Annotated in this window: 14 protein-coding genes; 6 read left to right on the top strand and 8 right to left on the bottom strand. The window is 39.7% G+C overall.

The features are described from left to right. Positions 1 to 136: 136 nt before the first annotated feature. From bamJ to P3L47_RS05110, 8 genes are all read right to left on the bottom strand, one after another. Positions 137 to 712: a BamJ family beta-barrel-assembly machinery protein gene (gene bamJ / locus P3L47_RS05145; protein WP_277782903.1), complete on the bottom strand. Its 576-nt coding sequence runs from the start codon at positions 710 to 712 to the stop codon at positions 137 to 139. 5 nt (positions 713 to 717) lie between these two features. Next, the gene (locus P3L47_RS05140) at positions 718 to 2,262 is read right to left on the bottom strand and encodes a glycine--tRNA ligase (protein ID WP_122362178.1); all 1,545 of its coding nucleotides are present in this window, start codon (positions 2,260 to 2,262) and stop codon (positions 718 to 720) included. A gap of 73 nt (positions 2,263 to 2,335) precedes the next feature. Next, positions 2,336 to 3,865 (bottom strand): TonB-dependent receptor, encoded by a 1,530-nt coding sequence (locus P3L47_RS05135; RefSeq protein ID WP_277782902.1) that lies wholly within the window; start codon positions 3,863 to 3,865, stop codon positions 2,336 to 2,338. Positions 3,866 to 3,906: 41 nt separating this feature from the next. Continuing rightward, positions 3,907 to 5,268, bottom strand: a complete 1,362-nt coding sequence (locus P3L47_RS05130) for a transglutaminase-like domain-containing protein (protein ID WP_277782901.1) — start codon at positions 5,266 to 5,268, stop codon at positions 3,907 to 3,909. Between the two features lie 58 nt (positions 5,269 to 5,326). Then, a complete protein-coding gene (locus P3L47_RS05125; RefSeq protein WP_277782900.1) occupies positions 5,327 to 6,328 on the bottom strand; it encodes a TolB-like 6-bladed beta-propeller domain-containing protein in 1,002 nt (333 codons plus the stop codon). Further along, positions 6,300 to 6,599: a hypothetical protein gene (locus P3L47_RS05120; protein ID WP_122362183.1), complete on the bottom strand. Its 300-nt coding sequence runs from the start codon at positions 6,597 to 6,599 to the stop codon at positions 6,300 to 6,302. The genes P3L47_RS05125 and P3L47_RS05120 overlap by 29 nt, the downstream gene beginning before the upstream one ends. A gap of 223 nt (positions 6,600 to 6,822) precedes the next feature. Beyond that, positions 6,823 to 8,484, bottom strand: a complete 1,662-nt coding sequence (locus tag P3L47_RS05115; RefSeq protein ID WP_122362184.1) for a SusD/RagB family nutrient-binding outer membrane lipoprotein — start codon at positions 8,482 to 8,484, stop codon at positions 6,823 to 6,825. A gap of 16 nt (positions 8,485 to 8,500) precedes the next feature. Then, the gene (locus tag P3L47_RS05110; RefSeq protein WP_277782899.1) at positions 8,501 to 11,791 is read right to left on the bottom strand and encodes a SusC/RagA family TonB-linked outer membrane protein; all 3,291 of its coding nucleotides are present in this window, start codon (positions 11,789 to 11,791) and stop codon (positions 8,501 to 8,503) included. A gap of 523 nt (positions 11,792 to 12,314) precedes the next feature. Between P3L47_RS05110 and P3L47_RS05105 the strand changes: the two genes are divergently transcribed. The 6 genes from P3L47_RS05105 (at position 12,315) to P3L47_RS05080 (ending at position 21,525) form a co-directional block, all read left to right on the top strand. Further along, entirely contained in the window at positions 12,315 to 12,869 is a 555-nt protein-coding gene (locus tag P3L47_RS05105; RefSeq protein ID WP_277782898.1) for an NAD(P)H-dependent oxidoreductase, read from the top strand. Positions 12,870 to 13,203: 334 nt separating this feature from the next. Continuing rightward, on the top strand, positions 13,204 to 14,640 hold the full coding sequence (locus P3L47_RS05100; RefSeq protein WP_277782897.1) for a Gfo/Idh/MocA family oxidoreductase: 1,437 nt from the start codon (positions 13,204 to 13,206) through the stop codon (positions 14,638 to 14,640). Positions 14,641 to 14,786: 146 nt separating this feature from the next. Further along, positions 14,787 to 15,353, top strand: a complete 567-nt coding sequence (locus P3L47_RS05095) for an RNA polymerase sigma-70 factor (RefSeq protein WP_277782896.1) — start codon at positions 14,787 to 14,789, stop codon at positions 15,351 to 15,353. Between the two features lie 93 nt (positions 15,354 to 15,446). Next, positions 15,447 to 16,409 (top strand): FecR family protein, encoded by a 963-nt coding sequence (locus tag P3L47_RS05090; RefSeq protein WP_277782895.1) that lies wholly within the window; start codon positions 15,447 to 15,449, stop codon positions 16,407 to 16,409. Positions 16,410 to 16,572: 163 nt separating this feature from the next. Then, positions 16,573 to 20,019: a TonB-dependent receptor gene (locus P3L47_RS05085; RefSeq protein ID WP_277782894.1), complete on the top strand. Its 3,447-nt coding sequence runs from the start codon at positions 16,573 to 16,575 to the stop codon at positions 20,017 to 20,019. A gap of 12 nt (positions 20,020 to 20,031) precedes the next feature. Then, positions 20,032 to 21,525 (top strand): RagB/SusD family nutrient uptake outer membrane protein, encoded by a 1,494-nt coding sequence (locus P3L47_RS05080; RefSeq protein WP_277782893.1) that lies wholly within the window; start codon positions 20,032 to 20,034, stop codon positions 21,523 to 21,525. Positions 21,526 to 21,622: the final 97 nt, after the last annotated feature.

Here is a 21,622-nt window from a genome sequence, read left to right as displayed (position 1 = left end):
GTGAGACAGGCTTTAATTGTTTATAGGGGTCTGCATTATAGCAGACTATACAAACTTCAAATAATAAAAAAGGAGCTTCTCGTGAAAGAAGCTCCTTTTTCTGTATAAACCAATATTGTTTTCCGGTTTAATCGTTTTATTTCCCTACAACAGCAGATATTTCTACGACCTCAATTTCAAAAACTAATGTTGAGTATGTAGGTATATCATCCCCTTTATCCTGTGTTCCGTATCCTAATTGCTGCGGAATCCAGATCTCCCATTTATCCCCGACTTTCATGTTTTGGAGAGCAATGGTCCAGCCGGTTATGACAGAACCTGCAATTGCGTTTCCGTAGCCGTCATAGGTGGCATATTGCGGGCTTACTGCACATAGGAACGGATCACCATCTTCGAACTCTTTTTTGTCGAAGTAATCATCTCTTGTTTTTGTTGCCAGCCAGCCTCTGTAGTAGGTCTTTACATGACTTGTGTAATATACAGGATCGCCATTTCCTTCCTTGAGTCTTTTGGCATAAACAAAATTGTCTCCCGCTCCTTGTATACTCACTTTAAAGAAATCCGGGTCATTTGCCTTTGCTGCGAAAGCTTGTTCATTTTCCAGCTTCCGTGCTTCAACAATTGCATCATCATTATTGTCGTCATCTTTACAGGATGTAAAGACTACGGACACACAAAAAATCATCAACGCGATTTGCAGGTACTTCTTCATTTAATTTATTCAGTTATCTTTTTTAATAATGACTTCATACTTACCTTTTCAGAGATAATCTCGTGCAGCTTGTCGATGCTTACGCGTTCCTGTTCCATTGTATCACGGAAACGGATCGTTACACAATTATCTTTCAAAGTATCGTGGTCAACTGTTATACAGTACGGAGTTCCAATGGCATCCTGACGGCGGTAACGCTTACCGATAGAATCTTTTTCATCATACTGGCAACGGAAATCGAATTTCAGCATGTTAATGATCTCTTCCGCTTTTTCAGGAAGCCCGTCTTTCTTTACCAACGGCAATACGGCCAGCTTGATAGGGGCCAGCGCTGCCGGTAATTTCAATACGACGCGTGTTTCACCGTTTTCGAGTGTCTCTTCGCAGTAGGATCCCGCCATAACACTCAGGAATACACGGTCGACACCGATAGATGTTTCAATAACGTACGGGGTATAGCTTTTATTTAATTCCGGATCAAAATACTGGATCTTCTTGCCAGAGAATTTCTCATGCTGGCTCAGGTCGAAGTCTGTACGGCTGTGGATACCTTCCACTTCCTTGAAACCGAACGGCATTTCATATTCGATATCGGTAGCAGCATTCGCGTAGTGAGCCAACTTCTCATGATCGTGGTAACGATATTTCTGATCGCCCAGTCCCATGGCTTTATGCCATTTCAGACGGGTCGATTTCCACATCTTGAACCATTCCATTTCTTCTCCCGGACGAACGAAGAACTGCATTTCCATCTGTTCAAACTCACGCATACGGAAGATGAACTGACGGGCAACGATTTCGTTACGGAACGCTTTACCGATCTGAGCGATACCGAAAGGCACCTTCATACGGCCTGTCTTCTGTACGTTCAGGAAGTTCACGAAAATTCCCTGTGCAGTTTCCGGACGCAGGTAAATCTTAGATGCGCCGTCGGCTGTAGACCCCATTTCTGTAGAGAACATCAGGTTGAACTGGCGTACTTCTGTCCAGTTGCGTGTTCCGGAGATAGGACAGGCTATTTCGCAGTCAATAATGATCTGACGGAGGTCTTCGAAGTTAGAGTCATTCAGCGCCTTTGCAAAGCGAGTGTGTATCTCGTCGCGTTTAGCCTGATGTTCCAGTACACGGCCGTTGGTAGCGCGGAATTGAGCTTCATCGAATGCTTCACCGAACTTTTTAGCCGCCTTGTCTACCTCTTTCTGTATTTTTTCGTCGATCTTAGCCAGGTAATCTTCGATCAGCACGTCGGCACGATACCGTTTCTTTGAATCTTTATTGTCGATCAAAGGGTCGTTGAATGCGTCCACATGGCCGGATGCTTTCCAGATAGTCGGGTGCATAAAAATAGCGGAGTCGATGCCTACTACATTTTCGTGAAGCAGGGTCATGCTGTCCCACCAGTATTTCTTTATATTGTTTTTCAGCTCTACGCCATACTGTCCGTAATCATACACTGCTCCTAAGCCGTCATATATTTCCGAAGAAGGAAATACAAATCCGTATTCTTTGCAGTGTGAAACTAATTTCTTGAAAACATCTTCTTGTGCCATAAGTATAATTAATTATTATCGACCTGCAAAGTAAATGATTTTTTCTGTAAGTTACGGCATGTCTGATGGTTTATTAACGTGGTATCTTGATTTGAACGCCTCCTTGTATCATGATTCCCTCTTCTGTATTTCCCTGAATGGAGACTGTTAATGTTTCGCTATGTAGCTGTTTGATGGGCATCCGTATAGATAATTCTCCTTGGGGAGAAAGCGGCTGTAGTGGATGGGTATATAGGATTTTTTCATTGGAAGTGTCTGCGTATTCAGTTTGTTGGATGATCTCTTCGGTTTGTCGGGCAATGGTTTTCTTTACACGTTTTCCTTTCTTAGTCTTTATATAGATCAAGCCGTTGAATGCTGTTGGACCTAAGACTGACCTTCTGCCACCTTTGATTACGCTGACCTCTTCTACCTCTGCCGGTTCAATATTGTCGTAGTAGCTTAAAAAATTTTCGGCATTGTATTCGTTGCCAGTTTCAATGATGATGCCATCGATTACCAATCCGACCGGCTTGTTCGTCCGATGCAGAAGTACCCGCTTGTTGCTGATATATACGCCAGGCAGACGACGTATCAGGTCGAAAATGTGAGTTGGCATCGTTCTTTCAATCTGTTTTTGTGAAAGAGTATAATCGACAAACTGCTCGTACACGTTTGCCGGTTCTTCCTTTTGGGAGGCAGTCCCTTTGATGGAAACTTCTTCCAACTGGATGGTTTGCATATCTTGAGGGACAGTTTTGCATAACATATAAAGATCGTATAAGCGTATGTTTTGTTGTATCTTTTCCTGAAAAGCAGAAGATATATATTCAAGATTTTGTTGCATATCGTCTGTCGGGTATAAGGCAAACAATTGGTTTGATGAATGGTTTCCTGTACTTTCTGTCACATATACGCTATAAGAACCGGTTAAAGGTTGATCTTGAAAAGTCAGTTTTAATATCAGCTCCAAATGTTCTTTCTGTTTGTTGACCGTATTGGAAATAGCTATTTGATTATTATTCAATAAGAATACAGGACGTTCACTGATTCTTTCCCCTTGTTTATCGGTTAGTTCGATGCGTAGAATGCCAGAAAGGAACTTGGATTTATCGAATATCAAGTCTTGCGATTGCGGATTCCATGCTGCTTGATAATAAATCTGTTCACCAGAGCGAAGTGTTAACCGATAAGGTGCTTGAGGATGATTTGATTTTCCGTGTACGGCTACAATCAGTTTGCTAGGAGTCTGGTTGACGGATAGGGCATACGCATTCTCCTCTACCGGCGGTAGTTCCGTATACATCCATTGCCGGTCGTTTCCCCGGTAATAGGCATAATATCTCATTCCCTTTTGAGGTGTAAATTGTGCCAACGCATATTTCGTTGTATGAAATAACAGCGGAGCAATAGAATCTTTGTTTTCATCAACAATAAATCCGGAAACGCTGTCTTCTGTCAATACTTTACAAGCGACCTTGCAAGGTTCGTCGGGAAGTAAAAAACCTCCTTCAGGGAAGAACATCAAGGCGTTTCCCTCTTTTATGGTTTGAGAATGGGCCAGAGATATTGTAAGAAGTATGAAGGCTATATGAAGTAACTGTTTGAGGCTATGTCTATGCATGATTATAAAATTGATGTTACAAACATTATTTGTTTGAAAACTTACCACCAGGAAAGTTCTCCTTTCTCATACGTAAAACATCTACCAATAGTTGTCCCTGATTTGTCTTGTAAAATAAGTAAAGAATTAGTTGGAATATGATGAAAATGTAGTGTATTATTCGTAGCAATACATTGAGATATAGCTCTCCATTTTCCTTGAATCCAACTGCATAAAATATATTTATCCCCATTTATTGGTCTTCTTCTTGATTTGTTATTAAACAAATCTGATATGAAATTATCAGGTAATTCAGTTCTATGTTGCAGACCATAAGTATATTCAATAGATAGAGAATATAAATAGTGGATGACAATATCTTCTAATACTTTTTCATTTGGAACAAGTTCTTTGCAATAACCATTGGAATTAACAATAAAAGGATTCCCGCAGGGAATATTTTTATGTTTAGTGTAATATGTTGGCATATATAGCATATCACTTTTTATATTTCTAAAAGTAACAAATCCTTCTTTTAAGTAACAAGGAACTACGGAGGTTTTCCATTTATTAGAATATGTTGATAAATAAATTAATTTATTAGGCGTTGTATTTGGTATTTCAATAGTTACTGTTAAAAAATACTCTGTACTTACATCTGTAACTTTACAGTCTTCTAAAATAGGAGGAATGTCTTCTACTTTAAGTCCTTCTTTCAATTTTAGTAATTCATTATTGAAAGAGAAGGTTTTTCGAAAAACTTTTGCAGGATATCTATAGATGGATTTTTTTATGTCTTGTCTATTTTCAAAAAGAATGAAAGGACTGTATATGGTTACATTGTCTTGGGTTTCCATCAATGGTCTCATTTTTCCATTTATATAGCCAACTCCCCAACAATGACTTCCTGTAGAGTTTCCCCATCCATATATGAAATCAATACTTGCAGGAATTCCTAGTGATCTATATTGATAAACGAGTAATTTTGCAATGTGAAAGCAATCACCTATTTTTGAATTTTTTAAGGCGTTCCATCCGATTGTTAAATATGAAAAATTATCTTCTCCAAACTTATAGTCGTCTTTTATTTGATAATTTAGAGTGTCACATATTTCTTGAAAGGATTTATCTGATAAATAAGCTAATTCATTTGAGCTTTCTTCTCTCCACTCTTCTATAGGTTCATTATAAATGATTGGTGGTAATAGGTATTCAAAAAAAATATTCAAAGGGATTTTATTTGTTTTTAGAACTTTTTTGTAAGTATTGCAAGCTAATTCAATATCAGATATAAATATATTTTTTGAAGCGTAACATTTATCTAATTCAAATTGTGTAGAATTTGACTTGATGAATTGATAAGATTTAATATTTAGAGAATCTCCTTTTTGTTTGAAATAATATTCGATTGATTTCTTATTCACATCAAAACAGGATGTGAATAAGAAAAATATTGGTATGAAAAAATAGAATTTCATAATTTTATAGAGATAAATTATATTTTATAATAAAGTCCTCGTGTTGAAAATTGTAACCATACATATAATTATTTTCTTCATCAATATCAAACAAAATAGGAGCAATATCTAACTTGTATTTCGCTATGGGATTACCATTGTAGTCATATTTTTCTAGTGTATAATAAGATTTGGGATTACTTCGTGAGAATCCCATGTATAAAGCGTAAAAATATTTTCCCCCAGCCACTATATTTATATAATGTTTGACATTGTTTTCTATATCACCAATAACAATATCGTTTTTGGGAATATTACTTACTATTTTACTTTTTAAATTTAACTTATTAACAGAATATATATCTATTTGCTTTTTATATACATATGCATATATGATACACGAATCATTAGCAGCAACCCATCCTCTGTTTTTATAAAAATAAGTTTCTTTATGACGGTCTCTTTTTATTTTTATTTTTCCTAATTGTTTTTTATTTATTAAATCATATTTTTTAATTGCAAATTCATCGGGTATAGCACTATATATTAGAATAGAGTCTTTTATGATATGCATTTGATTAAAAGATTCGTATTCTTCTAAAAATAGTCTTCTTTTTTGCTGTAATTTGAAATTGTTTATGTCGAATTCTCTAATTTCAAAAGGTGTATATCCCCAAATATACAAATTGTCCGTTTGTGTATTACAAAATACAGGGTATAGTTGAAATTCATCAGGTCCATAGCCTTTTGTACCTGTGCTATCAATACATTTTAGTTCTGGAATTTTGTACTGATATAGCATATTAGAATTGACATCATTGCATGATATAAATAATGAATTTTTTTTTATCTTTAAGAAGATAGGACTAATAATACTATTTAAGGAATCTTTTTGTGCAAAAAGATTCCTTTCTTCCTCGAAGTGGTCTGATAATGTTAGTACATTAAACTCTGTGCATGAATATAATATTGATGCACAAAGAATAAATGATATTTGATTATAAAGAACCCTTACATTCACCTTCATAAGCCCAAAATGTTGCTGGCATATAACTACAACTACCACATTGTCTAATGTTTGTTGTGGTTTCAAATTCTGTATGTTTCTCTATATATGTATAACAAGGATATAACCAAGAATTTCCTTCAGGTTCTTTTTCTGTATCCCATGATAAGGCTTCTATATTACTTTTAGTAAGGTCAGATATGGGAGTTGCATTTACTTGTTGATTAAAATTCCATTTGATAAAGGAACATGTAGCTATTGTAATAACTAAATAGGCGATTTTTTTATTCATATTATATTTATTTTATTTGTTTGCAATAAAGAAATTTGAAGATGAGAAATACAATAATTCTAATCTCTTTTAATTTTTGATCGATGATAAAATCGATCAGTCTCTTGTTTTATCTTGTCTTGTTGGATTTTTATGTATTTTAAGTAATTTATTAAGAGAGGTGACCATTGCGGTCACCTCTCTTCTTTCATCAATTATGTTGAATACTTAGTTTTGGGTTTCTTTAGTTTTCCCACCAAACACGGCCATGTTCGCTATCCAAACGACCGAAGTTAGATTCCTTTTGCATATCTTCCAAGCGTTTTACCTGGTTAGCATAGTTAGGAGAACCATCTGCCGGCATAGTGAATTTTTTGCGGCGTGGAACTTGCTGTAATTCGCCGTATACATGGATCGGTTCCCAAGTGACTAGAGTAGAGGTTGTACTCGGATAGCCTACGCGTTTGTACATCGCCCATGATTCATTGTTGTTTTTGAAGTGTTCTATCCAAGTCTGGCAATAAATCTGTTCTTTCGCCATAGACGGGTTCCAAGCGATACCTTCTTGTGCCATGTACTCCTCGATTTCAGCATCTGTAATAGCTTCGTAATTGTTGATTTTGCAATAGTCAGCTATCTTGCTCCAGAATTTCAAAGAAGCTTTTACTCCTTCTTCATACCATTCCTGGGCAGTCTTGCCACTGGCAACACCTTCCAATGTAAATTCGGCAGCCATGAAACAGAAGTCTGCGTATGTTACCAATGGTACCCAACCGCCTGCTGTACCTTCGTCTTGTGCTCCCTTCCACAGACGGGTCTGCGGACGATTCATCGGACGCATGTCGATATCATCCAGATAACGCGAAGTACGGCAAACGTCTTCTGCCTGCAAATCATAACTTACATGACCACCTTCCCAACGGCTCAAATCAGTCGGAATGATTTGTTTAGGAGTTGTTGTTTCCAGTGCATTGAATGCAGCGACATTTTCCGGAGTCAAGTTGTTGATCTGGAAGAACAGACGTTTACGCGGGTCGTTGTACTTTTTCAGATAATTCATGAAGCAAACAGAGGCACGGTCCATGTCTATGACCGAATGCCAGTCACCCAATGTAGTCCAGTGATTATCGAAATAAAGGACGAAGCTATCATCGATGTTGTCGAATATATTACCGGATGACAATACTTCTCGTGCAATGGCTTTAGCTTCTTCCGGTTTCCGGTTCAACAGGCGCAAAGCCAGGCGTAGGCGGACAGCATTAGTCGCTTTCACCCATTTGGACATGTCGCCACCATATGCCAAGTCGTAATTTTTGAAAGAAATCTGGCTTGTAGCGGTCGCTAGTTTATTGGCCGCTTCTTTCAGCTCCTGATTCCAGATGGTGTACAACTCTTCTTGTGTTTGAAATGCCGGTTCGAGGATTTCCGGACGTCCGTTACGTGTTCCCCAGGCGTCTGTATAAGCCAATGAACCGTATACGTCGGAGGTTTGGATACCTTTGGTGATCAGCAGGACACGGGCTACTTCTATCAAGTTGCTGTAAGCTGCTTCCTGTTCCGGTAAATTTGCCTGGATGTAATAAGGGATATGTGTTGCGTACTTTCCTGCAGTATTGTAGTTACTGTAGACTGTACCTCCCCATCCGGCACACTCTGTAAAGTTTACCGTTCCATAGCCCCAGATACCTGTACAATACTGCATCCAGCGTAAGCGGCAGGCATAAGAATCTGCCCAAGTTTCTCCGGCATTGAGCATGGCGTTTTCTACCTGATAGAGGTATACTTCCGGATCGACCTCATACACCGTATCGGGATTCTTGTTGATTTCGGTAAAATCTGCATCGCAGGAGGTCAATGCAGTTATAGATGCTAAAGCACCGAAAATATAATATTTAATCTTTTTCATTTGACTATACGTTTGATTAGAATGAAACATTAACACTGAAACCGATGTTGCGAGAGAATACCGCACCACCACTTTCCATATATTCGGAACTGTAAGTTGTGTTCAAACCTTCCGGATGAATGTTGTCGGGCAGACTGTTGTACAGGAAGCCTAAGTTACGTGCCATCAAACCGACGCTTACATTCTGCATATATGCTTTTTCTACCCATTTTTTAGGTAATTGCCAATGTACGGAAACTTCACGCAAAGCAATCCATGAGCATTTGTGGATACCTTCTTCACGGATACCGCTTGACCAACTATATACATTGTCGTAATACTTGTAAGCCGACAGCGGTTCAACCAATCCTTTTTCGTAAGCAGCCTGATAGCTCATACCGGAAACGTCCACACCTTTGATTTCTGTGCCAGGCATGAATACGCCTTCCGGAATGACACCGTCGTTCACTGTTCTTCCGTCGGCCAATGTACGAGGTAGACCGCCATATTGCGTATCGCGACCGGCCAGTGAAGACTTGATATTACCGGAATTCATACCATAGTAATAACTAGCAGAGAAGATATCACCACCGAAGCGGGCATCGATTACTGCATTTACTGTAACACCTTTCCAGCTTACGGAAGTATTGGCACCCCACAAGAACTTGGGTTGCAGAGAACCGATTTTTACACTCTTGTTTGAACGAGGATAAGAACCGTCTGCATTCAGTAATTTTTCATCCTTTTCGTTGCGTGTGTAACCATACGAAGTATAGATATCACCGTAAGAACCACCTACGGTAGCCCATCCTTGTGTATCTGTACCACCACCTAACAACTGATATTTGTCAACACCTTCAAACAGGGAAACGATTTTATTTGTATTGCGTGTCAAGTTGAATGACAAGTCCCAACGCCAATCTTTCGTTTCAATCGGAGTACCGGTGATCAATAACTCGATACCTTTGTTCTGGATGTCACCGGCATTGATCCAACGCTTGCCTACACCCGATTCAGATGCGATTGGCAAACCTAAGATTTGGTTCTTTGTATTGGTCTTATACCAAGCAAAGTCGAAACCTAAACGGTTCTTTAAGAAACGCATATCCAAACCAACTTCGATGGAGTGCTGTTTTTCTGGTTTCAAATTTAAATTAGGTAATTCATCCTTATCGAATTTGTAATACGGATAGGTTCCGCTATTTAATTGATTATCGAATGTGTTGTCGAAAGCATAGTAACCTGTACCGGTCGTTAAATACGGTGAACAGTCATTACCTACAATGGCGTAAGAAGCTCTTAACTTACCGAAAGAGATGAACTCCGGCATGTGTTCGCGCAGGCCTTCAACAAATAACCAAGAGGCACCTACCGACGGATAGAAGTAAGAAGTATTACCTGTACCGTTTTCGTAGATCAATGCAGACGACCAATCGTTACGTCCGGTGATATCCAGGAAGTAAACGCCTTTATAGTCCATATTGGCGAAAGCATAGATAGAATTGATACGTTTCCGATTGGTGTTGTATCTTACTTCTGTTTCAGCTCGTTGTACAGAGTTGGTCATGTCGAACAGACCAGGCACACGCAAACCGTTCTTTGAATCGGTTTTATGATAACCACTCTTTGTGTCCCACTGCTCAACAGCCACACTACCACTAATGTTGAAGTCGTCGAACGAATGGTTGGCAGTCAACATACCGGTAATCTTGTACTGGTCTTTCTTATTTTCATGAATTTTGTAAGCTGCCCCGTCATATTTACTGGCGCCTGTTGCCATTACTTTTGACTCGTTGGTAGTGTACAATTTATAGATGTCACCTTTTACCTTTACAGACAACCAATCCAATAATTTCAGATCCAGATTCAAGTATCCGCGTACACTCATTTCATCTTGTGTGTAGATGTTTTCCAGGTAATCGTAGATGGTTTTAGAGTAACCGTACGGGTCCATTGAGTTGTAACCGTCGCCTGCCGGACTGATATAACGTTTGTCTTTCAGCCAATAGTCTGTATCATATTCACGGGCGATGCTGTACATGAAGTCGTAGATCGGAGATCCTGAGCCACCCTGCCGAGTCGGGTTTTGTGCCGTTGATTCAATATAAGAGAAACCACCTTCTGCTTTCAAACGAGAACTAATATCGTGTGACGCGTTTAAGCTGAATGAATTACGTTTAAACTCGTTGTTGAAAGTCAAACCATCGGAATTCAGATTAGAATAAGAAAAGCGGAATGCACTTTTTTCAGAACCACCTTGCAATGCCACGTTCGTGTTCATGTAACGACCGGTCTTATACAAATTTTGCAAGTTGTTTGTTTTGGCAGAATAGTTCATTTCCTGACCGTCTACATAGAACGGCTTGCCGTCGAAACGCGGTCCGAAACTACGTCCGGCTGAGGTATAACGGTTTTCTGTGCCATCCTCGTTCAATGCCCACACAGGTGATGAACCCGAACCGAATTCATTTTGTAAATCGGGGGTTGCATAAATCTTTTCCCATTGTTGTGTGTGAGAAACGGAAATACCGATACCTTCACCTTTGCGCCCTTTCTTAGTAGTAATCAAGATTACACCATTGGCAGCACGCGAACCGTACAAGGCGGTAGCGGCAGCACCTTTCAAGACAGACATAGACTCGAAGTCATCGGAGTTCAAGTTCTTCAAATCGTTACCCCAGTCTTGACCTTGACCGGTTTTTGTTACTTCATTGTCGATGATAATACCGTCGATCACGAAAATCGGCTGGTTATTACCTCCTAAAGAAGTGTTACCACGGATGATGATACGTTGTGAAGATTGCGGACCGGAGTTACCCATGTTGATTTGTACACCGGCCACTTTACCTTGCAAGCCGTTGATCGGGTTAGGAGAGTTTACTTTGGCGATTTCATCTCCTTTCAGTTCGGTCATGGAATAACCCAGTGATTTTTTGTCACGTGACATACCCAAGGCAGTTACTACAACTTCATCCAAAGCCTGTGAATCTTCTTCCAGAAAGATTTTCAGCGTTGCCTGTCCGTTGTAAGCAACTTCCTTTGTTTTATATCCGACAAAAGAAATTTGTAATACCTGTCCTTTTTTGACATTTTCCAGTGTGAATTTGCCATCGAGGTCAGTCATAATACCATTAGTGGTGCCTTTGATTACTACGGAGGCTCCGATTACAGGACCCAATGCGTCCTCTACGATTCCTGTAAGTTTCCCACTCTGTTGGGAAATGTTTACACTTTGCTTGTCGGGCAATAAGTCAGCGTAGGCTCCTACTGGAGAAGCTAATGCGCCGGCAAGCAAAATTAAGCTCGGAAATTTCAATCTTTTAGACATAAGCGTTTGATTTATAAGTAAAAATAGATGTGTGTATAATTTGTTTAAGTATGATTGAATTAATCGTAGTTCTAGTAGAACTATGGAATTCTGTCAAAAAGAAAGCTGATATACAGGCTTAAAATAGACTAAATTTAATTTAGGAAGATTAATAAGATGAGTGTGTGCGCTAAAAAGGTTAATTTTGTCTCAAATTAGTTGTAATTAGTTATTAAATAATATAATCAAAAAGTGAAATGTTAACTGCTAATCTGGTTTTTGAAGAAATTATGAAAGAGTTCTACTAGAACAATATCATAATAAAAAACATTATAATGTAACTATATATTTAAAAATCACTATGTTGTATTTGAATTTAATCGAAAGACACTCTTTTTCTATAATTGTTTTTATATGTTAAAATATGGCGTCTCGCTATTTTTTCTTGATCCTCAAAAATCCTTTCTTTGTAATTAGTTGTTATTTAAGTAATAAGGTGAAAACATAACAGGAATACAACTTTACATTATAAAAAAGCAATAATATGAATGACGGTTCGAAAAAAGTAGTAATTCTTCTGGCTCATCCTAACCTGAAAGAATCACAGGCAAACAAAGCTTTAGCCGATGCAGTAAAGGATATTGACGGTGTGATGGTATACGATCTGTATGAATATCAGAATCAGTCTTTTGATGTAAATCGGTGGAGTACGATCATCTCTGATGCTTCAATGGTTATTTTTCAGTTCCCTTTTCATTGGATGTCGGCTCCTTCGCTTTTGAAAAGGTGGCTGGATGAAGTTTTCACTTCGTTGGCGAAGACACCTGCCGTAGCCGGTAAACCGTTGCAGATCGTCACGACAACAGGGTCGGAATATGCAGCTTACCGCAGTGGCGGACGAAATTGTTTTACAATGGATGAACTTTTGCGTCCTTATCAGGGATGTGCGATACATGCCGGAATGGTCTGGAATACACCGTTGGTTGTCTATGGAATGGGTAGTGGAGATGCTTCCAGAAATATAGTGGCAGGAGCTGAAGCCTATAAGCAGCGGGTAGAAGAAGTATTGACCAGTCATACAACGCAGAATATCTGGTGATTACAATGTAATGTGACTTGAATAACTATACGTGGCAACCAGAATCAGTTGCCAATCTAATCGCCTGTCGATAATTGTGGGCAAGCCTGTTGACAATTGTCAGCAAACCTGCCCACAATTGTCAACAGGCTTGTTCATAATTATCGACAGGTAAAAAAGACAGGAGTTTTCAATCTTATTGTGCGGACGAAATTATTGGATGAAGGCAATTGTATTGGATTAATTTAAGAACTTTCTTCTACAAACCCTTTTATATCAGTAAAAAATATCTATTTTTGCGAAGTTGATGTTTTTAATGTTTGCGCAAACAATTAATTATCTAATATAAAATACCATGAAATCAGAAGACATCTCACGCCGCTCGTTTCTGAAGCGGGCATTGGCTTTATCGGCAGCAACTGCAGTTCCTTCGTTTTGGATCCCTTCGAAGGCGGGTGCAATGCCGGGCGTACCGTTCGTAAGTGCGAACGAAAAAGTAAATATTGCATTTATTGGCATTGGTAACCGGGGAGGTGAGATTGCCAAAGAATTGTATAAAACCGGATTGTGTAATGTCGTAGCCCTTTGTGATGTGGATATGGGGGCAAAGCATACGCAGGAGTTGATCTCTATGTTTCCGAAAGTTCCTCGTTACCAGGATTTCCGTAAGATGTTCGACCAAATGGCGGATAAGATCGATGCTGTAACGGTAGGCGTTCCCGACCATGCTCATTTCCCGATTACGATGGAAGCAATGGCTCATGGCAAACATGTATATGTAGAAAAGCCGATGGCCCGTACTTTCCAGGAAATAGAACTGATGATGCGGGGTGAAAAGAAATACGGTGTTGTTACACAAATGGGTAACCAGGGACACTCGGAAGCAAATTACTTCCAGTTCAAAGCCTGGAAAGAAGCCGGATTGATCAAGGATGTGACAGCTATCACAGCTCATATGAACTCTCCGCGCCGTTGGCATGGCTGGAATCCGAATATTAAACATATGCCGATGGGTGAACCGATTCCTGAAACAATGGATTGGGATACCTGGCTGGGTGTAGTGCAGCACCATGATTATAATCATGATTATCATATGGGACAGTGGCGTTGCTGGTATGATTTCGGTATGGGCGCGCTGGGAGACTGGGGAGCACATATCCTCGATACGGCTCATGAATTTCTGGATATGGGATTGCCCTCGGAAGTGAATCCTTTATATTTGAAAGATCATAATCCATTCTTCTTCCCGATGTCTTCCACGATCCTGTTCAAATTCCCTGAAAGGGGAAATATGCCGGCAATAGATGTGACCTGGTATGATGGTTTGGATAATATTCCTCCTGTACCGGAAAACTTTGGTTCCTCTGATGTCGACCCGAATATACCGACTGTAGCCGGAGGTAAACTTCAATTGATGAAGTTGAACCCGGGTAAGGAGATTTATACGAAAACGTTGACGTTCAAAGGTGGTTCTCATGGCAGTACCTTGTCTGTCATTCCGGATAAGATTGCGAAGGATTTGAATCCGGCTCTTCCGGAATATCAGAAAAGCCCGTCGAATCATTATGCCAACTTCCTGCTGGCTTGCCAGGGAAAGGAAAAGACACGTTCACCGTTCTCCATTGCCGGTCCGTTAAGCCAGGTCTTCTGTCTAGGAGTATTGGCTCAGCGCTTGAATCGTAAGCTGGTGCTCGATCGTGAGACGAAAGAGATCGTCAATGACGATTTTGCTAACCGGATGCTTTCCGGCCAGCCTCCGCGTAAAGGGTGGGAAGAATATTATACTATTTAGTAAAAAACTTTTTATTAATATTGATTGAAGAGACAAGCCTGTAGGAGCAGGCTTGTCTTTTTTTATGCAAAAAACGTATCTTATAGAATAATTCTATACTTTTGTCTGCATGAGATCAACTTTCTAACAAATATCATAGACTTCACATGCAAAAGGATGCCATATATAGAAATGCCCCTGATTTTTCAAAAGTATATTCGATATACTTTCCGAAACTGGTCCGCTTTGCCCGTGAGTTTGTTTTGTCGACGGAAGATGCTGAAAATATAATTCAGGATATCTTTATCTACTTGTGGGAGCATCAGGAGGTATTGGGAAACCTTTCCAATCTGAACGCTTTTCTTTTTGTATTGGTGAAAAACAGATGTATTGATTTTATCAGACAGAAGAAATTGGTGGAACGGAAGAGGGAAGAGTTCGAAATGGTGATGGATAAAGAGTTACAACTGAAAATGTATGCCCTCCAGCAATTTGACGAAAATGCTCTTTCTACAGATGATATTGAAGTCATTTTAAACAATGCCATCAATAGCCTGCCGGAGAAATGTCGTGAAGTTTTTATCTTGAGCCGGATGGAGGGACTAAAATACAGGGAGATCGCCGAACGACTGAATATATCGACTAAAACTGTAGAAAATCAGATGATTACAGCACTAAAAAAACTGCGTGTCGAACTGAAAGATTACCTTCCTTTATTTATCTTTATTATTTAGCAGTTACTTTTTTTCAAAAAAAGTTAGTTTTCATCTAGGGGTGTTTTTTATTTATTTCGTTGTATCTATGAAATCAATAATATTCAGAAGTTCATGGATGAACAAATAAATAAATATTTTACAGATGAGCTTTCTCTGAAGGAGAAGGACCAGCTTCTTGACCAGATTAATGCCAGCGAGGAAGAAAAGAAGGAGTACGCTCGTATGCAAATATCGGTGGCGTTGTCTTCTATGGCTCATCAGAAAGGGGATGAAGTGTGGAGTTCCCGGAAAATGGAGGAATTGCAGACCCGAATAAGAAGGAAGAGATTCCGTTCTTTTTCCATATATGCGCTAAGATACGCGGCTGTTGCAGCTATAGCCATCATCGGTACATGGTTTGCATTTACGCAATATAGCGGATTGGAAGATACAGCCAGTACGTTGATCGATGTTCCCAAAGGACAGCGTGTGTATATAACGTTGGCTGACGGAACAGAAGCGTGGCTTAGTCCGCGGACGAAAGTAAGGGTCCCCAACCAGTTCAATAAAAAGAACCGTGTGGTAGAACTTGACGGAGAAGGATATTTCTCGGTGGCAAAAGATGCCAGACATCCTTTTATAGTCCAGACGAAAAAGTATGATGTAAAAGTACTGGGTACGAAGTTCAATGTCTTTGCCTATTCGGAATCACCTCGGTTCGAAACGGATCTGGTAGAGGGATCGGTCCAGGTATATGACAGGGAGAACCAGGAAAATAATGTGATCCTTTCTCCCAATGAAAAAGCCTATTTGGAGAATAACCGGCTAATAAAGACCGGTTGTGTTTTTAACAATGAGGATTATCTGAAAAACGGGATATTCAGTTTTACCGGTGTTCCTTTCTCTGAAATACTTAATTATCTTTCATTGTGGTACAATGTAAAGTTTGAGCTGAAGGAGGCAACCTCTTTGAATCATAAAGTTTCAGGAAAGTTCCGGCAGAACGATGAAGTAAAAGATATTTTGAAAGCGCTTCAGGGAGTACATCGTTTTAATTATAAGATAGAGAATGAGAGTCTCATAGAGATTTACTAAATATTGTTTCACTTAAATCTATTGCCTATGACGTATTAAAAATCAACCTGGGAATAGTAAAAAACAGGGACAAGTGGTGGTACACCTGTCCCCAAAGTCGTACTATTCTTTCTTTTTTGCACTCAGATAAAAACAGTATTAACTTTAAATTAGAAGCAAAGTTATGAAAAAAAACTTATTGCTATTCGTTGACTTTATTAAAGATATTGAAATTAAGCATCTTATTCGTATTATGAGATTATCCGTCTTTTTAATTCTTGTGGGTATCCTTAGTACTCACGCAACGATCTCTAATTCGCAGAATATTCGGATCACAATTGCAGAGAAATCAATCTCATTGGATAAACTGATCAATGAGATCGAGCAACAAACAAATTATCTTTTTGTATATGGGGAGAATGACATTGATTTACAACAGAAAGTGAAAGTCGATGCCCGTAATAAACCGATCTCCGAAGTACTTGATAAAACGTTGAGAAATTTAGGTATTACGTATGAGTTCTCAAAAAACTATATTTCTCTTCGCAGGGTAGATACGGATAAAACTAGCCTGACCGGACCACAACAGACCAGAAAAGTTTCGGGGGTTATTACCGATATGAATGGTGAGCCGATCATCGGTGCTAATATCCTGGTTAAAGGCACCGTACAGGGAACTACGACAGATCTGGATGGTAACTATACGTTGGAAGTTCCGTCTAATGCAGTCCTTCAGTTCTCTTATATCGGATATTTGACTCAGGAAGTGACCGTTAAAGACAAGGCTATCATTAATGTAAGTATGAAAGAAGATACAAAGAGCCTTGAGGAAGTTGTGGTGATCGGTTACGGTACGGTTAAGAAAAGTAACCTGACCGGCGCAATCACTCAGGTTAAAGCAGACGATTTACCCCAGGCCGGGAATATGTCTTTAGGACAGATGCTGACTGGGAAGGCTGCCGGTATGCAAGTCTCTTTACAAAGTGCACAACCCGGTGGAGGTGTTTGGATGCAGATCCGTGGTAATGCGTCCGGTGGTGCCGGGAATAGCGGACCTCTTTATGTAATCGACGGTTTCCCTATATCTACGGAAAACATGGAGCCGGGAAGTGGTAACAGATATGAATCAGGGAGTAAATCACCTCTGAATAATTTGAATCCGGCAGATATAGCTTCCATTGAAATTCTGAAAGATGCATCTGCAACTGCTATCTATGGAGCCCGGGCTGCCAATGGTGTTGTATTGATCACAACAAAACGGGGAAAACAAGGTGAAAAGCCGAAAGTACAGTATTCCGGTTCCGTCTCTTTTCAAAAGAGAGTCAAACAGATTGATATGTTGGATGCACAAGGCTTTATGACAGAAACAAACCGGGTTCTTTATGAAGATTATTTGTCGGAAAACAAATTAGGAGTTTATGGAAACACCGATCCGTCTGCGGTGGCTCCTTTTAGTCCGAAATACTCGAATGATCAGATAGCAAATGCCCAGACAACGGATTGGCTGGGAGCCGTGGAAAGAAACGGTGTCATTACACAGCACAATTTGTCGTTGACCGGAGGTACGGACAAGACTTCTTATTATATTTCCGGAAATTATTATGATCATCAGGGAGTAGTTAAGAATAATGGTATTCAGCGTTATTCCGGTCGTGCTAATTTCGATCAGAAGTTAGGTAAATATATTAAAACCGGTATTAATTTCAATGTTAGTCAGGTGAAAAGCGATAACGTGGCATTAGGTAGTGGGCAAAATGAGAATGCCGGAGTTATCAGAGCTGCGATGAATGCAAACCCGTCTCTTCCGATTTATGATGATGAGGGAAATTATACCTTGGACCCGGATCAGCCGTATTTGGCAAATGCCGTTTCTCTGTTGGATATGACGGATGAAAGTACGGTTAACCAGCTATTAGGAAACTTCTATTTGATCGTTACCCCGTTCGAAGGGTTGGATCTGAAAATGAATGCCGGTTTCCAGCAGGAGAAAGGTGAACGTAATACATATGTGCCTAAAACCACATTGTATGGACAAAAGGCTGGTGGTGAGGCTTCTAAATCGTATTCGAACCGTTCAAGTAAATTATTTGATTTGACAGCTTCTTATACAAAAACATTTAATGAAATACATAATTTTTCTGCAATGGCCGGCTATTCTTATCAGCATTTTAATTCAAATGGTTTCAATGCGGGTAACAGCCGTTTTATTACGGATGCTTTTAAATGGAATAACCTGGCTGCCGGTGAAAATACGAAACCGTCTGTCGGTTCGTTTGATAATGAAGAAGTGCTGGGATCTGTTTTTGCCCGCTTGAATTATAATTATGCTGACCGTTATTTGATTTCTGCCACTATGCGTGGTGATGCATCTTCTAAGTTTGCGGAAAACCATAAATGGGGATATTTCCCTTCCGTAGCTTTGGCATGGCGTATGATCAATGAACAATTTATGTCGGAACAACAGATTGTTTCTGATTTGAAATGGCGTGTCAGCCTGGGACAAACCGGTAACTCGAATATTGGAAATAATGCATTGGCTCTCTATTCTACAGGGGATAATTACAACTTTGGCGACCAGCAGTCTGTCGGTGTGGCACAAAGCCAGCTGGCAAATCCTAATTTGAAATGGGAGACTACGACTGAATTGAATGTGGGTCTTGATTTCGGATTTCTCCAGAATAGGATTACCGGTTCTATGGAATTCTTTACCCGCCGTGTGGATGATTTGCTGGACAAAAAAGAATTGATGCAATATAATCCGATCAGTTCGGTGATGGCTAATATCGGAGCGAAGGGCAGTAAAGGTTTTGAATTGGGTATTACTTCCCGTAATCTGATCGGTGAGTTTTCCTGGTCGACAGATGTCGTGTTCTCTTTGTATCGTGACCGTTGGCTGGAAAGAAATCCCCAATGGAAAAAAGCGATTTATGAGAATGAAAAGGATATGTTGAATTCCTACTATCTGTATATTTCTGATGGTTTGGTACAGCCGGGCGATATGAATCCGGACGGTACATGCAAATTGCCTCATATGCCGAATGCCAAGCCTGGTATGATCAAGTATAAGGATTTGAACGGACGTGATGAAGACGGAAACTTAGTGGAAGGACCGGACGGTAAGCTGGACGATGCGGATGTTATTTACCTGGGAACAAAAACATCCAAGTTCTATCTGGGCTTTGGTAATACCTTTGCTTATAAAGGTTTTGACCTGAATATATTCTTCTATGGTTATTTTGGCAGACAATTGGAAAACCCGGCTTACGACTGGTATCTGAAACGTTCCTGGTTCCTGAAGAACGGCGTGAATATGGCTACGGCCGTAAGAGATCGTTGGGCTCATGATAATCAGACTGGTAAATATCCGACCAGTATAATGAATCCGTACGATCGGAGTTCTGATTTCTGGCTGGAGAACGCAAACTTCCTGCGTTGTAAGAATATCACATTAGGATATACATTGCCTAAGATTAAAAATCTGGATAAGGTTATACAGAATCTTCGTGTTTACGGAGATGTTCAAAACCCATTCGTTATTACAAAGTATAGCGGTGTGGATCCTGAAATGGATGGCATGGCTGCCTATCCGACTCAATTGACAGTTTCATTTGGTGTAGATATAACTTTCTGATAATTATAGAATATGAAAAGACTTATTTTAAAAAATGCGATATCATTATTGGCTGTTTGTTCTTTAGGGCTAACATCTTGTTTGGATTTGGATCCAGTTGTGAATGATAAAATTATTCCGGAAAACTATTTCCAGAACGAAGACGATGCCCGTGCGGCAGTAACAGCTATATATCGTCCGTTTATAGCCGGTTGGAGCGGTAGTATATTTAGTGCTCATGTGGCTAGTTATTTTATGGAATCCAATTTGGTTACGGATGAGATGGGATTAACAAGAAATGACCTGGAGGTCGTTGAACGTTTTTTATGGTCATCAACAGAGAGTAATGTAACGAAGCATTATACAAACTTCATTAAACATGTGAGTCGGGCTACTCTTTTAATGGATGATTTGCAACGTACTCCGATGAATGAGGATCGTAAAAATGAACTGATAGCCCAAGTACAATGTGCTAGGGGGCAGTATATGTTCATGTTGTACGATTTTTATGGTACAGCAGGAGTGGTCACCGATCCGGAAATACTTCGAAATCCGGAAAATGAAGTTATTCTTGAACGTCTTTCTAAAGAGGAATTTGTTAAATTGATAGAAAGTGATTTGAAGAGTGCAGCGTCTGTTTTACCGTCAACTTATGCTGCAAACGACTGGGGGCGTTTTACGAAAGGGGCAGCCTATGCCATATTGGTGAAATTGTACATGCAGGAAAAGCGTTGGCAGGATGCTGAAGCCGCTTGCCGGGAGATTACGAAGCTGGGATATGATTTGCAGCCGAGCTATTCTTCTGTTTTCTCAGTTGAGAATGCAAAGAATAATGAGATTATATGGGCTATACCTTGTCTTGCAGAAGGAGGAGAGGGTAATATGTGGTTAACACATATTGTTCCTCCGGGATATCCTTTGGCAAACAATAAAATTCAGCGGTGGTATGTTCATAATACTCCATGGAGTTTTTACGATAAATATGAAAAGGGGGATGACCGTTTAAATTCTTTGGTCGGAGAGTTTAAATATTTGCCTGAAGGGGCTACGGACTCTGTGTTGGCTACTCGTGATAATTTCGAACACTTGAAGAAAGGTGCTCTTCCAATAAAATATCCCGAAGATCCAAAGCAAACAACCGAGTATTCAGGAAACGATGTCGTTGTTCATCGTTATGCGGATGTCTTACTGGAGTTGGCAGAGGCTATAAATGAACAAAATGGTCCTACGGCAGAAGCAATTTCTTATGTAGAACAGATTCGTGCCCGGGTAGGTTTGTCTAACTCCATACCGGCAGCTGCTACTGCGAGTAAAGAGGCATTCCGTGATTTCATTCTGGATGAAAGAGGCAGGGAGTTATTCTGTGAAGGGCATCGCCGTCGGGATTTGATTCGTCATGACAAGTTAATTTCTACAGCTCATGAAGAAGGATATACGACTGCTCAACCACATATGGTGTTATTCCCTATTCCACAGAATATCATAGATGAATCTCAGGGGAAAATTAAGCAAAATCCCGGATACTAATATGAATTGGTATTTTAGAGATTGATTGTTGAAATCGGAACAGCATACAGGGTACATCGATAGATCTCAGAAAATATATTCTGCTATTTATAGTTTC

Source organism: Parabacteroides chongii, from assembly GCF_029581355.1.
GTDB classification, from domain to species: domain Bacteria; phylum Bacteroidota; class Bacteroidia; order Bacteroidales; family Tannerellaceae; genus Parabacteroides; species Parabacteroides chongii.
Note: the sequence above shows the minus strand (reverse complement) of the source record. Positions and strands in the feature narration are given on the sequence as shown.

Coding starts and splice junctions, on each gene's coding strand:
- bamJ (WP_277782903.1), bottom strand. CDS start 712: ATGAAGAAGTACCTGCAAATCGCGTTGATGATTTTTTGTGTGTCCGTA.
- P3L47_RS05140 (WP_122362178.1), bottom strand. CDS start 2,262: ATGGCACAAGAAGATGTTTTCAAGAAATTAGTTTCACACTGCAAAGAA.
- P3L47_RS05135 (WP_277782902.1), bottom strand. CDS start 3,865: ATGCATAGACATAGCCTCAAACAGTTACTTCATATAGCCTTCATACTT.
- P3L47_RS05125 (WP_277782900.1), bottom strand. CDS start 6,328: ATGAAGGTGAATGTAAGGGTTCTTTATAATCAAATATCATTTATTCTT.
- P3L47_RS05120 (WP_122362183.1), bottom strand. CDS start 6,599: ATGAATAAAAAAATCGCCTATTTAGTTATTACAATAGCTACATGTTCC.
- P3L47_RS05115 (WP_122362184.1), bottom strand. CDS start 8,484: ATGAAAAAGATTAAATATTATATTTTCGGTGCTTTAGCATCTATAACT.
- P3L47_RS05110 (WP_277782899.1), bottom strand. CDS start 11,791: ATGTCTAAAAGATTGAAATTTCCGAGCTTAATTTTGCTTGCCGGCGCA.
- P3L47_RS05105 (WP_277782898.1), top strand. CDS start 12,315: ATGAATGACGGTTCGAAAAAAGTAGTAATTCTTCTGGCTCATCCTAAC.
- P3L47_RS05100 (WP_277782897.1), top strand. CDS start 13,204: ATGAAATCAGAAGACATCTCACGCCGCTCGTTTCTGAAGCGGGCATTG.
- P3L47_RS05095 (WP_277782896.1), top strand. CDS start 14,787: ATGCAAAAGGATGCCATATATAGAAATGCCCCTGATTTTTCAAAAGTA.
- P3L47_RS05090 (WP_277782895.1), top strand. CDS start 15,447: ATGGATGAACAAATAAATAAATATTTTACAGATGAGCTTTCTCTGAAG.
- P3L47_RS05085 (WP_277782894.1), top strand. CDS start 16,573: ATGAAAAAAAACTTATTGCTATTCGTTGACTTTATTAAAGATATTGAA.
- P3L47_RS05080 (WP_277782893.1), top strand. CDS start 20,032: ATGAAAAGACTTATTTTAAAAAATGCGATATCATTATTGGCTGTTTGT.